The sequence below is a fragment of the Thauera sp. DNT-1 genome (assembly GCF_055393985.1).
This window is the reverse complement of record NZ_AP043752.1, coordinates 794870-809479: the sequence shown is the minus strand read 5'-3', so window position 1 is coordinate 809479 and position 14610 is coordinate 794870. Positions and strand designations below refer to the sequence as shown.

Genomic DNA, 14610 nt, shown 5'->3' with positions numbered 1-14610 from the left:
AAGTCCGCATGCAAACGAGCGCCGCGAGGGCGCTCGCCGTGGTGCTCTGTCTCCTGCTGATGCTCTGCGCGCCGAGGGGCTTCGCGGCCGGCACGGCAGAGCGGGCGATGCTCCCCGATTTCACCCGCCTCGTGGCGACACAGGGCGCCGCCGTGGTCAATATCAGCGCCACCCAGGTGGCTGCGCAGCCGCAGAAGCAACCCTTCCGTCTTCCGGAACTCGACGAGTCGGATCCGATGTTCGAGTTCTTCCGCAAGTTCATCCCGCGCATGCCCGAGTACCCGGGGGCGGAGCCCGACGACAAGTCGCTCGGCTCGGGCTTCATCATCAGCGCCGACGGTTTCATCCTCACCAACGCGCATGTGGTGGAGGCCGCAGAGAGCATCGTGGTCCGCCTCGCCGACAAGCGCGAGTTCGACGCCACGGTGATCGGCGCCGATGCGCGCAGCGACGTCGCGCTGATCCGCATCGAGGCCAAGGACCTGCCTCATGTCGTGCTCGGCGACCCCGAGGCGCTCGCGGTGGGCGAGTGGGTGCTGGCGATCGGTTCGCCCTTCGGCTTCGAGCAGTCGGTCACCGCCGGCATCGTCAGCGCCAAGGGGCGCAGTCTGCCCGACGAGAACTTCGTGCCCTTCATCCAGACCGACGTCGCGATCAATCCGGGAAATTCGGGCGGGCCGCTGTTCAACCTGCGTGGCGAGGTGATCGGCATCAATTCGCAGATCTACAGTCGTACGGGCGGGTTCATGGGTCTGTCCTTCGCGATCCCGATCGATGTCGCGATGGACGTGCAGCAGCAACTGCGCGAGAAGGGCAGGGTGGAGCGCGGGCGCATCGGGGTGTCGATCCAGGAGATCACCCGCGACCTCGCCGACAGTTTCGGGCTGCCGCGCCCTGCGGGTGCGCTGGTGAGCAGTGTGGAGGCCGGTGGTCCGGCGGCGCTCGGCGGCGTCGTCCAGGGCGACGTGATCGTGCGCTTCAACCAGCGCAACGTCGAGAATTCGGCCGACCTTCCGCGCATCGTCGCGGCGGCGCGCCCGGGCAGCAAGGTCGAGGTCGAGATCTATCGCGACGGGGCGCCGCGTTCCCTGAGCTTGACGCTGGGCGAATGGCGCGACCCGGAGGAAGAGGTCGAGCCCGTGGCGGTCGGTCTGGCCACGGGCGCGACCAACCGCCTCGGCCTCGAACTCGTCGCGCCCACGGCGCAGCAGCGGCGCGAGCGCGGGCTTGCGCACGGCCTGTTGGTGCAGCGTGCCGAAAAGTCCGCCGCGCGGGCCCAGATCGTTCCCGGCGACCTCGTGCTGGCGATCGTCGTCGAAGGGCGCCAGGCCAGGCTCGATCGCATCGAGGATTTCGAACGCGTGGTCGCCGCACTCAAGCCCGGGCAGCAGGTCACCCTGCTGGTCGGGCGCGGCGAGAGCGCGTCCTATGTCAGCCTGCGCGCCGACAAGTGAGCCCGGTCGCGATGGAACGGCGTTTTACCGTGATGAGCCGGGAATGGTGCCACCTGTGCCATGTGCTCGTGGACGCCCTGCGCCCGCTCGCCGAAGCGGCCGGCTGGGGCATCGAGGTGATCGACGTCGACCAGCATCCCGAGCTCGAGGCGCGCTGGGGTGAATGGGTGCCCGTGCTGCTGCACGGGGAGCACGAACTTTGCCACTATCACCTCGACGAGGCCGCGGTCCGCGCTTATCTGGGCGGTTTTCCGCTAGAATCGCGGGCCTGACGCGCTGGACCGAACCCGCCCGGCGACTAACCGAATCCTTTCCGAAACGGGTGCTGAAAGGCACCTTTTTCGTTTCAAATGAAGCACATCCGAAACTTCTCCATCATTGCCCACATCGACCACGGCAAATCGACCCTGGCCGACCGACTCATCCACTTCTGCGGCGGCCTGTCCGAGCGCGAGATGGAGGAGCAGGTGCTCGACTCGATGGATATCGAGCGCGAGCGCGGCATCACGATCAAGGCGCAGACCGCGGCCCTGCACTACAAGGCCAAGGACGGGCAGGTCTACAACCTCAACCTCATCGATACGCCGGGACACGTCGACTTCTCCTACGAGGTCAGCCGCTCGCTTGCCGCCTGCGAGGGCGCGCTGCTGGTGGTCGATGCCTCGCAGGGCGTCGAGGCGCAGACCGTGGCCAACTGCTACACCGCGCTCGACCTCGACGTCGAGGTGGTGCCGGTGCTCAACAAGATCGACCTGCCCGCGGCCGACCCCGAGAACGCGCGCGGTGAGATCGAGGACGTCATCGGGGTCGATGCCTCCGAGGCCATCCTGTGCTCGGCCAAGACCGGCCTGGGCGTGGAGGAGGTGCTCGAGGCCATCGTCGCCCGGGTGCCGCCGCCCCAGGGCGAGCCCGACGGGCCGCTGAAGGCGCTGATCATCGACTCCTGGTTCGACAACTACGTCGGCGTGGTCATGCTGGTGCGCGTCGTCGACGGCGAACTCAAGCCCAAGGACCGCATCCTGCTGATGTCGAACGGCTTGCAGTATCCCTGCGACCAGGTGGGCGTGTTCACGCCGCGCTCGGTGGGCCGGGATGCGCTGCGCGCGGGCGAGGTGGGCTTCGTCATCGCCGGCATCAAGGAGATCGAGGCAGCCAAGGTGGGCGACACGATCACGCTCGCCAACAAGCCGGCGAGTGCGCCGCTGCCCGGCTTCAAGGAGATCAAGCCGCAGGTCTTCGCCGGCCTGTATCCTGTGGAATCTTCCGAATACGACCAACTGCGCGACTCGCTCGAAAAGTTGCGCTTGAACGACTCCTCGCTGCAGTTCGAGCCCGAGGTCTCGCAGGCGCTCGGCTTCGGCTTCCGCTGCGGCTTCCTCGGCCTGCTGCACATGGACATCGTGCAGGAGCGCCTCGAGCGCGAGTTCGACATGGACCTCATCACCACCGCGCCGACGGTGGTCTACGAGGTGGTACTGAACGACAACTCGATCATCCGCATCGAGAATCCGGCCAAGCTGCCGGAGCCCGGCAAGTACCAGGAGATCCGCGAACCGATCATCACCGCGACCATTTTCCTGCCGCAGGACTACGTCGGACCGGTGATCACGCTGTGCAACCAGAAGCGCGGCAACCAGATCGACATGCGCTACCACGGCCGCCAGGTGCAGCTGATCTACGAGATGCCCATGAACGAAGTCGTGATGGACTTCTTCGACAGGCTCAAGTCGGTGTCGCGCGGCTACGCCTCGCTCGACTACGATTTCAAGGAGTACCGCACGGCCGACCTCGTCAAGCTCGACCTCATGGTGGGCGGCGAGAAGGTGGACGCGCTGTCCGTCATCGTGCACCGCGCCAGCGCGCAGTATCGCGGCCGCGAGCTCGCCGCCAAGCTGCGCGGCCTGATCCCGCGGCAGATGTTCGACGTGCCGGTGCAGGCGGCGATCGGTGCGCACATCATCGCGCGCGAGACCATCAAGGCCCTGCGCAAGAACGTGCTCGCCAAGTGCTACGGCGGCGACATCACGCGCAAGAAGAAGCTGCTCGAGAAGCAGAAGGAAGGCAAGAAGCGCATGAAGCAGGTCGGCAACGTCGAGATCCCGCAGGAAGCCTTCCTCGCCGTGCTGCGCACCGACGAAGGCAAGTGATCGACGCCGGCCCTGGGGGCCGGCCTAAGACGGAAACCGCATGAACTTTGCCCTGATCCTGTTCCTGTTGCTGATCGCCTCCGGCGCGCTGTGGTCCGTCGACCGCTTTCACGCGCGCAAGCTGCGTCCCGCGGGCACGCCCGACCCGTGGTGGGTGGAGTACGGCGCGAGCTTCTTCCCGGTGATCCTGATCGTGTTCGGCCTGCGCTCCTTCGTCGTCGAGCCTTTCAAGATCCCTTCCGGTTCGATGATCCCGACCTTGCTGGTGGGCGACTTCATCCTGGTCAACAAGTGGACCTACGGGATCCGCCTGCCGGTGATCAACCGCAAGATCGTCGCCGTGAACGATCCGCAGCGCGGCGACGTCATGGTCTTCCGCTATCCGGCCGATCCGTCGATGGACTACATCAAGCGCGTGGTCGGCCTGCCCGGCGACCGCGTCGAATACATCGACAAGCGCCTCACCATCAACGGCGAGGCGGTGCCGATCCGTGAGGACGGCAGCTACCTGCATCCGGATCGGCTGTACTACTCGCCGAAATACGTCGAGAGGCTCGGCGAGGTCGAGCACTCTGTGCTGATCGAGCGCGACGCGCCGGCCTACGTGCCGCAGGTGCTCAACTTCCCCGGGCGCGAGCATTGCACCTACGTGCATGCGGGCGTGCGCTGCACGGTGCCGGCCGGGCACTACTTCGTGCTCGGCGACAATCGCGACGCCAGCAGCGACAGCCGCGTGTGGGGCTTCGTGCCGGACCAGAACATCGTCGGGCGTGCCTTCTTCATCTGGTTCAACTTCGGCGACATGAAGCGGATCGGCGGCTTCGACTGAAATGGGGGTGGAGATGAAGATGCGTTCCCAACGCGGGCTCACGCTTCTGGGCGTGCTGGTGACCGGCGTGATCGCGGCCTTCGTGCTCGTCGTCGGGTTCCGCAGCGTTCCGGTGATCAACGAGTATCTCGCCATCAAGCGCATCCTCGGAATCGTCGCCGACGAGTCCGACAAGGGGGCGAGCCTGATCGAGGTGCGGCGCAGCTTCGATCGGCGCCGGCAGATCGACGACGTGAGCAGCGTCGGTGGCGCGGATCTGACGATCGACAAGTCGGGTGTCCGCACCGTCATCGACGTCGAGTACACCCGCAAGATTCCCCTGCTCGCCAACGTCAGCCTGTCGATCGACCTGCATCCGAGCAGCGAGCCGCGCTGAGCCGATGATGCCGGATCGACTTCAGGCGCGCCTGGGCCACGCGTTCTCCGATGTCCGCCTGCTGCAGGAGGCGCTGACCCATCGCAGCTTCGGGCAGCCCAACAACGAGCGTTTCGAGTTCCTCGGCGACGCCGTCCTCGACTGCGTGGTGTCGATCGCGCTGTTTGGCCGCTTCGGCGAGCTGCGCGAGGGAGAGCTGTCGCGGGTGCGCGCCTCGCTGGTGCGCCAGGACACGCTGCACCGCCTCGCGCTCGAGCTCGAGCTCGGCGACTGCCTGCGCCTGGGCGAGGGCGAGCTCAAGTCCGGCGGCAGCCGGCGCCCGTCCATCCTCGCCGATGCGCTCGAAGCGCTGTTCGCCGCGGTCTATCTGGACGCCGGCTTCGAAGCGGCGAAGGGGGTCATCGACCGCCTCTACGCACCGCTGATCGCCGAAGTCGATCCGTGCAAGCCGAGCAAGGACCCCAAGACCGCGCTGCAGGAATGGCTGCAGGCGCGCCGCATTCCGGTGCCGAGCTACACCATGGTCGAGATCGTCGGCGAAGCCCACGCGCAGGAGTTCGAGGTCGCCTGCGAAATCCCCAAACTCGCGGTACGCACGCTGGGCCGCGGCCCGAGCCGGCGCATCGCCGAACAACAGTCGGCCGAGCTCGCGCTCGCCGCGGTGAGAAAGAAATGAGCGACGCGTCCCAGACTCCCCTCAGCGACCAGCCCACCGGCGAGGACGGCTTTCGCGCCGGCTTCGTCGCCATCGTCGGTCGCCCCAACGTCGGCAAGTCGACGCTGCTCAACCGTCTGATCGGGCAGAAGATCAGCATCGTCTCCAGCAAGGCGCAGACCACCCGACACCGCGTCACCGGCATTCTCACCGAGCCGGGCGCGCAGTTCGTGTTCGTGGACACCCCCGGCTTCCAGACCCATCACCGCAACGCGCTCAACCGTTCGATGAACCGCACCGTGTCGCAGGTGCTGGCCGACGTCGATCTGGTGTTCTTCGTCATCGAAGCCGGGCGCTTCACCGAGGACGACCGCAAGGTGCTGGCGGTGATCCCCGAGTCCTCGAAGGTGATCCTGGTCATCAACAAGGTCGACCAGTTGAAGGACAAGACCCGCCTGCTGCCCTTCATCGCCCAGGTGCGCGAGGCGCGCGACTTCACCGAGATCGTGCCGCTGTCGGCCGAGAAGGGACGCAACGTCGACGAGCTGGTCAAGGCCGCCACGCCCCTGCTGCCGGTCGGTACGCCGATGTTCGAGGAAGACGAGATCACCGACCGCAGCGAGCGCTTCCTCGCCTCCGAATTCCTGCGCGAGAAGCTCTTCCGCCTGCTCGGCGACGAACTGCCCTACGGGATCGCGGTCGAGATCGAGAAATTCGAGGTCGAGGGCAACCTGCGCCGCATCTACGCCGCGGTGATCGTCGACAAGCCCGGCCACAAGTCCATGGTCATCGGCCGCGGTGGCGAGAAGCTCAAGCGCATCTCCAGCGAGGCCCGCGTCGAACTCGAGAAGCTCTTCGACGGCAAGGTCTTCCTCGAGGTCTGGGTCAAGGTCAAGAGCGGCTGGGCCGACGACGAGCGCGCGCTGAAGAGCCTCGGCTACGAGTGATCCGGACCCCGGGTCATGGCGGCAGCCAAGCAGCGCATCGAGCAGCAGCCGGCCTGGGTGCTGCATACCTACCCGTGGCGCGAGACCAGCCTGATCGTCGAGATCTTCGCGCGCGAGCATGGCCGCGTCGCCCTGGTCGCAAAGGGTGCGCGCCGCCCGCACTCGCAGTTGCGCGGCGTGCTGCTCGCCTTCCAGCCGCTGTGGATGGATTGGTCTGGCGGTGGCGAGGTCAAGACCCTGGTGCGTGCCGAATGGCAGGGCGGGCAGCCGCTGCTGATCGGGCGCGCGCTGATCTGCGGCTACTACCTCAACGAGCTGCTGGTGCGCCTGACCGCACGTGAAGATCCCCACCCGCGCCTCTTCGACGCCTACGCCGAGGCGGTGCGTGCGCTCGGCCGCGGCGAGGCGGAGTCGCCCATCCTGCGTCGCTTCGAGCTCGCCCTGCTGCAGGAGCTCGGCTACGAGGCCGGGCTCGCGAACGAGGGCGACAGCGGCGAGCCGGTGCGGCCCGAGGGGCGCTACCTTTATATAATCGAGCGCGGTCCGGTGAGGCTGGAGGCGCTGGAGGAAGAGGGTGCTGCCCTCGACCCTGCCGCGCTCGGCGAGCAGCCGCTGCTCTCCGGTCAGACCCTGCTCGACATGGCGGCCGGCGACTTCTCGCGTGCGGAGACGCTGGGCCAGTCCAAGCAGCTGCTGCGCATGCTGATCAACCACACCCTGGGCGGCCAGCCGCTGCAGTCGCGCCGGGTGCTCAAGGAATTGCAGGAGCTCTGATGATCGAACTCGGCGTCAACATCGACCACGTCGCCACGCTGCGCCAGGCCCGCCGCACCTGGGAACCCGATCCGGTGTGGGCCGCCGTGGAAGCCCACCTCGGTGGTGCCGACGGCATCACCATCCACCTGCGCGAGGACCGCCGCCACATCGGCGACGAGGACGTGCGCCGGCTCGCCGAGCTCACCCAGGTCAAGCTCAACCTCGAGATGGCGGCCACCGACGAGATGGTCGCCATCGCCTGCCGCACGAAGCCGCAGATGGCGATGCTGGTGCCCGAGGGCCGCCACGAGATCACCACCGAGGGTGGGCTCGACGTGCTCGCGCAGGAGACGCGCCTGAAGGACGTGATCGCCCGCCTCGCCGACGCCGGAATCGTCACCAGCGTGTTCATCGACGCCGAGCCCGAGCAGATCGAGGCCGCCGCGCGCATCGGCGCGCGCGTGTGCGAGATCCACACCGGCCCCTACGCCCACGCCTTCCACGCCGCCGGACGCGACGCCGAGGCGCCGGCGGTGCTCGCCGAGCTCGACAAGATCCGCACGGCGGGTGAAGTGGTGCGCAGCCTGGGCATGCGCTTCAACGCCGGCCACGCGCTCAACTACTACAACGTCGAGCCGATCGCCCGCCTGCACGGCATCCGCGAGCTGCACATCGGGCATTCGATCGTCAGCCGTGCGGTGTTCGTGGGCCTGCGCGCGGCGGTCGCCGAGATGAAGCGGCTGATGCGCGAAGCGGCGCAGGGCGCCTGAGGAAGCGCGATGCGCGTGCCGCGCCCCTGCCCCCTTGCACCCGCCGACAGCGCAGCGCGCCGGCGTCCCCCTGCAGGAGCGGCGCAAGCCGCGAATGCTGCACCCAATCCGGGCGGTGGAGTGGATCCGGGCGCCGCATTCGCGGCTTGCGCCGCTCCCACAGGGGCGCGCGCGAGCCTGTGTGCGAGCGTGCAAGCATGATCCACGGCATCGGCACCGATCTCGTGCAACTGCGTCGGATGCGCGAGGCGCTCGAGCGCCACGGCGAGCGTTTCGCCCTGCGCATCCTGGCCGCGAGCGAGGTCGAGGCCTGGCGCGCCCATCGCGACCCGGCGCGCTTCCTCGCCAAGCGCTTCGCCGCCAAGGAAGCCTTCGGCAAGGCGCTCGGCACCGGCGTCGCGGTGCCGGCCACGCTGCACGCGGTTGCGGTCGGCCACGACGCGCGCGGCAAGCCCGAATACCGCTATGACGAGCGCCTCGCCGCGCACATGCGGGACAACGCGCTGCGCGCCCACCTCAGCATCAGCGACGAGGACGAGCACATCGTCGCGTTCGCCCTGATCGAAAGCGTGTGAGCCCCGGAGCCTCCAGAACATGAATCCACCCATCCGCCGCCCACGCGGCCCCGTCATGATCGATGTCGCCGGCACCGCGCTCACCGACGAGGAGCGCGAACGCCTGCGCGACCCTCTGGTCGGCGGGGTGATCCTGTTCGCGCGCAACTACACCGGCTCCGAGCAGCTGCGCGCGCTCACCGCCGAGATCCGCGGGCTGCGCGACCCGGCGCTGATCATCGCGGTCGACCACGAAGGCGGCAGGGTGCAGCGCTTCCGCACCGACGGCTTCACCCGCCTGCCGTCGATGCGCAGCCTCGGCGCCTTGTGGGCGCAGGACCATCTGGTGGCGCTCGACGCGGCGCGCGCCACCGGCGTCGTGCTCGCCGCCGAGCTGCGCGCGCACGGGGTCGACCTGAGCTTCACCCCGGTGCTGGATCTCGACTACGGCTGCTGCCGCGCGATCGGCAACCGCGCCTTCCATCGCGATCCGCAGGTGGTCGCGGCGCTCGCGCAGGCGCTGTGCGCCGGCATGGCGGAGGCGGGCATGGGCTGCGTGGGCAAGCACTTCCCCGGCCACGGCTTCGTCGAGGCCGACTCGCACCACGACGTGCCGGTGGACGAGCGCGACTTCGACACGGTTTGGAACGAGGACATCGCCCCCTACCGCCATCGTCTCGGCCGCCAGCTCGCCGGCGTCATGCCCGCCCACGTCGTCTACCCCAACGCCGACCCCAGCCCCGAACCGCAGCCCGCAGGCTTCTCGCCGTTCTGGCTGAAGGAGGTGCTGCGCGACCGCCTCGGCTTCCAGTGGGTGATCTTCAGCGACGATCTCAACATGGAAGGCGCCCGCGTCGCCGGTGACATCGTCGGCCGTGCGAAAGCAGCCTACGCGGCCGGCTGCGACATGCTGCTGGTGTGCAATCGACCTGACCTCGCGGCCGAGCTGCTGGATCGCTGGGCGCCGGACCTGGACGCCGGCAACCTGGCCCGACTCGCCGCGATCTTGCCGGACACGGCCAGGCCAGCCTGGCTTGCCGACCCCTTCGCACTCGAACTGCACGCCCCCTACCTCCGGGCCCGCGAGCACCTCGCGTCCATTCCCGAGGACAAGAGCGCCGCGCCAACCATGACCGCCGCCACCATCGGTGAGCAACGTACCGAAGTCCTGCGCAAGGAAGGATAATTCCGCGCAGCGGTAGCGAACTCCCCTGTAGGAGCGACGCAAGTCGCGATCAGCGGCGTTGCTCAAACATCCTGCTCCCATGACCGACCCGACGCCCGCCCCCGCCTTCGACCCCAAGCCCTTCCTGCGCACCCTGACCGAGGAGCCGGGCGTCTATCGCATGATCGGCGCCGACGACAAGGTGCTCTACGTCGGCAAGGCGAAGAACCTCAAGCGTCGCGTCTCCAGCTACTTCCAGAAGACCGTCTCCAGCCCGCGCATCGCGATGATGGTGGCGCAGGTGCTGCGCGTGGACATCACCGCCACACGCTCCGAGGCCGAGGCGCTGATCCTCGAGAACAACCTCATCAAGAGCCTCGCGCCGCGCTACAACATCCTCTTCCGCGACGACAAGACCTACCCCTACATCGAGCTCTCCGCCGACGAGTTCCCGCGCCTGGCCTACCACCGCGGCGCCTTCACCAAGGGCGCGCGCTACTTCGGCCCCTTCCCGAACGCCTGGGCGGTGCGCGAGAGCATCCATCTGCTGCAGAAGACCTTCCAGCTGCGCACCTGCGAGAACACCGTCTTCGCCAACCGCTCGCGCCCCTGCCTGCTGCACCAGATCAAGCGCTGCACCGCGCCCTGCGTCAGTCTTGTCGAGCCCGCCGCCTACGCTGCGGACGTGAAGCTCGCCACGCGCTTCCTCGACGGCCAGGCGAGCGAGGTGATCGACGACCTCACGAATCGCATGCAGGCCGCCGCCGAGCGCCTCGCCTTTGAGGAGGCCGCGGCCTGTCGCGATCAGGTGCGCGTGCTGCAGGCGGTGCTGCACAAGCAGTTCGTCGACAGCCGCAAGGATGAAGATGTGGACGTGCTCGCCGCGATCGAGGCCGACGGACTCACCTGCGTGAACATCGCCATGGTGCGCGGCGGCCGCCATCTCGGCGATCGCCCGCAGTTCCCGAGCGGTGCGGCGGTGTCGGGTGCGGTGGACAGCCTGCTCGCCTTCGTCGAGCAGCACTACAGCCAGCACCCGATCCCGGCGCGCATCCTGGTCAACCTGCCGCCGGAGGCGGTCAAGGAGACGCTCGCCGAGATCACCGAGCGTCCGCCCGGCGTGGTGTCGCCGCGCTTCGAGGCGGAAAAGGCGTGGATGGAGATGGCAGAGAAGAACGCCCACCTCGCCATCCAGGCGCGCGCGCGCGACACCGGCCGCATCGAACAGCGTCTCGAGGCCCTGCGCGAGGCGCTCGGCATGGACGAGGCGCCGCAGCGCATCGAATGCTTCGACATCAGCCACACCATGGGCGAGGCCACGGTGGCGTCCTGCGTGGTGTGCGAGGCGGGCGCCATGAAGCGCGCCGAATACCGCCGCTACAACATCGCCGGCATCACCGGCGGCGACGACTTCGCCGCCATGCGCCAGGCGCTCGAGCGCCGCTATGGCAAGGTCGCGGCCGGGGAGGGTGTGTGCCCCGACCTGATCCTGATCGACGGCGGCAAGGGGCAGGTGAGCGCGGCGCGGGCGATCCTCGCCGAGGTCGGCCTGGAGGCGGTGGCGATGGTGGGCGTGGCCAAGGGCGAGGGGCGCAAGGCGGGTCTGGAGACGCTGATCTTCCCCGACGGGCGCGAGGGTCTGGCGCTCGGCGGCGAGTCGGCGGCGCTGCACCTGATCGTCGAGATCCGCGACGAGGCTCACCGCTTCGCCATCACCGGGCACCGCGCCAAGCGCGCCAAGGCGCGGGTGGGCTCGAAGCTGGAGGACGTCCCCGGCGTCGGCCCTTCGCGCCGTCGCAACCTGCTCGCCGCCTTCGGCGGGCTGGACGGGGTGCGCGAGGCGACGGTGGAGGACCTGTGCCGGGTGGAGGGCGTCAGCCGCAAGCTCGCGGAGCAGATCCACGCTGCGCTGCGCTGAGCGGTCGCGCGTGTCCCGGCTCCGGTTGCCCGCGCGGCGCCGCATCGCCAGGGGGCGTGCGTGCGAGCAACGCCGCGCGAGCGATGCCGCGCTTGACGCCCGGCGACTCGCCTTCTAAAATGCGGCCTCTTTTCGGGAGGGCGGTTAGCTCAGCGGTAGAGCACTGCCTTCACACGGCAGGGGTCACTGGTTCGATCCCAGTACCGCCCACCAGGTAAATCAACGACTTGGTGCCCTCCTGCAAAGAAGGTACGGAAATCGTACGGAACAGGTTCCAGAGACGGGCGATTAACTCAGCGGTAGAGTGCCACCTTCACACGGTGGAAGTCACTGGTTCGATCCCAGTATCGCCCACCAGACAGCAGAAAAAAGCCGGCCCGCGAGCCGGCTTTTTTCTTGTCGACGGAACCATCTGCAACTCGGCCCTCCACCAGCTCTCATCCGGATGCGAGGTGTCCAGCTCCGCGCGCTCCTCATGCCTCAGGAAGTGCGAATGGGTCGGCGCGACCGACCATCCGACCCTCCAGTCGAACCACATGCGACGACACTTCGCCAGCAACCACAGGTTCGGTGCGGTGAAGGAATCCAAGCGTGCCCCTTGGCGGCAGCGGGCGAGTCTTTCCTGTAGTGTCTAGAATGTTACAGGCCCGTATGCGGGCGGACACAAGCCGGGACACGTCGTTGGTCGATCGACGACGACGTATTCACGCGTAGGCCGCCGTAACCACCAACCGAACCTGGGAAGAGGAGGGATGCAGCCATGGCACTGGAGCGAGTTGTCAGGCGACACCGTAAATTGACCCCCTAGCGACACGAGGAACTGACCCCCTCGTTCGCGAGGAGGCCATCATTGGAAACGAAGCACATCGAGGTGAATCCTGTACGCCGTCTGGTTTGCGGAGTGCAGGAGATGTTGGAGCCGGAGGCGGTCACGACGATCGTTCGGTTGGGGCAATCGGGCTGGGGTGCGAAGCGGATTGCGAAGGCGCTGGGCATCGCGCGCAACACGGTGCGGCGGTATCTGAACGCGGGCGGGCCGGTGGCGTACCGGCAGCCGCAGCGTGCCAGCGTGCTGGGCGGTCACGACGCATGGCTGCGGGAGCGTTTCCTGCAGCACCGGGGCAACTGCGACGTGGTGCGTCAGCAGTTGAGCAAGGAATTGGGGATCGAGACGAGCCTGCGCACGGTCGAGCGCGCGTGTCGAGGGTTCCGCCAGGAACTGGAGGCGAGTCGCCGTGCGACGATCCGCTTCGAGACCGGACCGGGCGAACAGATGCAGATCGACTTCGGCCAGACACGTGTGCTGATCGGCGGCGAGTCGGTGCGAGTGTTCCTGTTCGTGGCGACGCTGGGCTATTCGCGCCGGGGATTTGCGTGCGCGTTCCGGCACGAGCGCCAGAGTGCGTGGTTCGCTGGGATCGAGGCGGCGTTTGTCCACTTCGGCGGACGGCCGCAGACGCTGCTCATCGACAACGCCAAGGCGCTGGTCGACAAACACGACACGCAGACGCGCCAGGTCCGACTCAACAGCCGCTTCGAGGCGTTCTGCCGGCACTGGGATATCCGTGCCAAGGCGTGCGCGCCGTTTCGCGCGCGCACCAAGGGCAAGACCGAGAACGGCGTGGGCTACGTGAAGAAGAACGCCATCGCCGGCCATGCTTTCGAGAGCTGGACGGCGATGGAGGCGCACCTGGCGCGCTGGCAGCGCGAGGTGGCCGATGTGCGCATCCACGGTACGACCGGTGTCACGCCCGCTGAGCGCTTCGACTTGGAGCGTGAACACCTGCGTCCGGTTGCCGGGATCGCCCCCTTCCTGCAGGTGCGCGAGCTCGTGCGCCGAGTCAATGCGGAGGGCTGCATCGAGCTCGACACCAACGCCTACAGCGTGCCGTGGCGGCTGATTGGCGAGACGGTGACGGTCGTGGTCAGCGCCGACACCGTGGTGGTCGAGTACGCCGGCGAGGAAGTCGCCCGCCATGCGGAGCTCGCCGGCAGTCGCGGTCGCAGCATCGAGCGCAGCCACCTGCTGGGTGGGTCGCTGCCGCCGGCCCAGATCGAGGCGCCGCCGCCCACCGATGCGCTGCTGCGTCCGCTGGCCGAGTACGAAGCGCTCGTCGGAGGAGGCTGGTGATGATCGATGCCGACCGACTCGACGAACTGCTCACCCGGCTGCGGCTCACGGCGATCCGCGACCAGCTCGACAGCCTGCTCGACGAAGCCAGCCGGGCGCAGATGACACTGCGCGAAGCGCTGCTCTTCCTGGCCGAGCGCGAGGTCGCCCGGCGCGACACCCGACGCATCCAGATGGGCATGAAGCTCGCCCGTTTCCCGTGCGTGCGCACGCTCGAAGGCTTCGACTTCGACGCGCAGCCCTCGATCGATCCAGGGCAGATCCGGGATCTGTCCTCCGGTCGCTGGATCGGGCACGGTCAGGCCCTGCTGCTGCTCGGTCCGCCGGGCGTAGGCAAGACGCACCTGGCGGTCGCCCTCGGGCGCGAAGCGGTGGATCGCGGCTACACGGTGCTCTTCACCTCGGCAGCAGCGCTGATGGCCGGGCTCACGAAGGCGCACGCCGACGGACGGCTCGAGGAGAAGCTGCTGCAGCTCTCCAAGCCCAAGCTGCTGATCATCGATGAGCTGGGCTACCTGCCGCTCGAGCCGGCCGCTGCGCACCTGTTCTTCCAGCTGGTGTCGCGGCGCTACGAGCGGGCCAGCATGCTGATCACCAGCAACCGGCCCGTTGGCGAGTGGGGGCAGGTGTTCGGCGACGCGGTGGCCGCTACCGCCATCCTCGACCGACTGCTGCACCACAGCCAGGTCATCACGATCCGGGGCGACAGCTACCGGCTGCGCGACAAGCGCCGCAGCGGCCTTCTGCAGAAGGCCGCTGCCCCCACCCCGATCACGTCGGAGAGTTGATTAACCCAGGGGGTCAATTCCAGATGTCGTCAGGGGGTTAAATCTTCGTGTCGCTTGACACGAGTTGCAGTACGGCCGATCGAGCACGAGTCGCCTGGCGCCCGACATCTGGCAGATATC

General features: G+C 68.0%; 14 protein-coding genes and 2 tRNA genes. All 16 read left to right on the top strand.

What is annotated here, in order from left to right:
• Positions 1–8: 8 nt before the first annotated feature.
• Positions 9–1454, top strand: a complete 1446-nt coding sequence (locus ACZ5PP_RS03830) for a Do family serine endopeptidase (RefSeq protein WP_041589853.1) — start codon at positions 9–11, stop codon at positions 1452–1454.
• A gap of 11 nt (positions 1455–1465) precedes the next feature.
• Positions 1466–1726: a glutaredoxin family protein gene (locus ACZ5PP_RS03825; RefSeq protein WP_012585479.1), complete on the top strand. Its 261-nt coding sequence runs from the start codon at positions 1466–1468 to the stop codon at positions 1724–1726.
• 78 nt (positions 1727–1804) lie between these two features.
• The gene (lepA, locus tag ACZ5PP_RS03820) at positions 1805–3601 is read left to right on the top strand and encodes a translation elongation factor 4 (RefSeq protein ID WP_004302707.1); all 1797 of its coding nucleotides are present in this window, start codon (positions 1805–1807) and stop codon (positions 3599–3601) included.
• Positions 3602–3641: 40 nt separating this feature from the next.
• Complete coding sequence (gene lepB, locus ACZ5PP_RS03815; protein ID WP_004302705.1) at positions 3642–4430, top strand: signal peptidase I; 789 nt, start codon at positions 3642–3644, stop codon at positions 4428–4430.
• A gap of 13 nt (positions 4431–4443) precedes the next feature.
• Positions 4444–4806 (top strand): DUF4845 domain-containing protein, encoded by a 363-nt coding sequence (locus ACZ5PP_RS03810; RefSeq protein ID WP_012585478.1) that lies wholly within the window; start codon positions 4444–4446, stop codon positions 4804–4806.
• 4 nt (positions 4807–4810) lie between these two features.
• Positions 4811–5482, top strand: a complete 672-nt coding sequence (rnc, locus tag ACZ5PP_RS03805; RefSeq protein WP_004302702.1) for a ribonuclease III — start codon at positions 4811–4813, stop codon at positions 5480–5482.
• The gene (gene era, locus ACZ5PP_RS03800) at positions 5479–6408 is read left to right on the top strand and encodes a GTPase Era (RefSeq protein ID WP_004302700.1); all 930 of its coding nucleotides are present in this window, start codon (positions 5479–5481) and stop codon (positions 6406–6408) included. Before rnc ends, era begins: the two co-directional genes overlap by 4 nt.
• Positions 6409–6423: 15 nt before the next feature.
• Positions 6424–7182: a DNA repair protein RecO gene (gene recO / locus ACZ5PP_RS03795; RefSeq protein WP_004302698.1), complete on the top strand. Its 759-nt coding sequence runs from the start codon at positions 6424–6426 to the stop codon at positions 7180–7182.
• On the top strand, positions 7182–7934 hold the full coding sequence (locus ACZ5PP_RS03790; RefSeq protein WP_012585476.1) for a pyridoxine 5'-phosphate synthase: 753 nt from the start codon (positions 7182–7184) through the stop codon (positions 7932–7934). The genes recO and ACZ5PP_RS03790 overlap by 1 nt, the downstream gene beginning before the upstream one ends.
• A 197-nt stretch (positions 7935–8131) precedes the next feature.
• Positions 8132–8509: a holo-ACP synthase gene (gene acpS / locus ACZ5PP_RS03785; protein WP_004302693.1), complete on the top strand. Its 378-nt coding sequence runs from the start codon at positions 8132–8134 to the stop codon at positions 8507–8509.
• A gap of 19 nt (positions 8510–8528) precedes the next feature.
• Entirely contained in the window at positions 8529–9674 is a 1146-nt protein-coding gene (gene nagZ, locus ACZ5PP_RS03780; protein WP_004302692.1) for a beta-N-acetylhexosaminidase, read from the top strand.
• A 79-nt stretch (positions 9675–9753) separates the two neighbouring features.
• Positions 9754–11571 (top strand): excinuclease ABC subunit UvrC, encoded by a 1818-nt coding sequence (uvrC, locus tag ACZ5PP_RS03775; RefSeq protein WP_004302690.1) that lies wholly within the window; start codon positions 9754–9756, stop codon positions 11569–11571.
• 138 nt (positions 11572–11709) lie between these two features.
• Positions 11710–11784, top strand: a tRNA-Val gene (locus tag ACZ5PP_RS03770).
• A 69-nt stretch (positions 11785–11853) separates the two neighbouring features.
• Positions 11854–11928 (top strand) — tRNA-Val (locus tag ACZ5PP_RS03765).
• Positions 11929–12481: 553 nt separating this feature from the next.
• Positions 12482–13702 carry an IS21 family transposase gene (gene istA / locus ACZ5PP_RS03760; RefSeq protein WP_004299421.1) on the top strand — a complete coding sequence of 407 codons (1221 nt, stop codon included), beginning with the start codon at positions 12482–12484 and terminating at the stop codon, positions 13700–13702.
• Positions 13702–14490 carry an IS21-like element helper ATPase IstB gene (gene istB, locus ACZ5PP_RS03755; protein ID WP_004299423.1) on the top strand — a complete coding sequence of 263 codons (789 nt, stop codon included), beginning with the start codon at positions 13702–13704 and terminating at the stop codon, positions 14488–14490. Before istA ends, istB begins: the two co-directional genes overlap by 1 nt.
• Positions 14491–14610 lie beyond the last annotated feature (120 nt).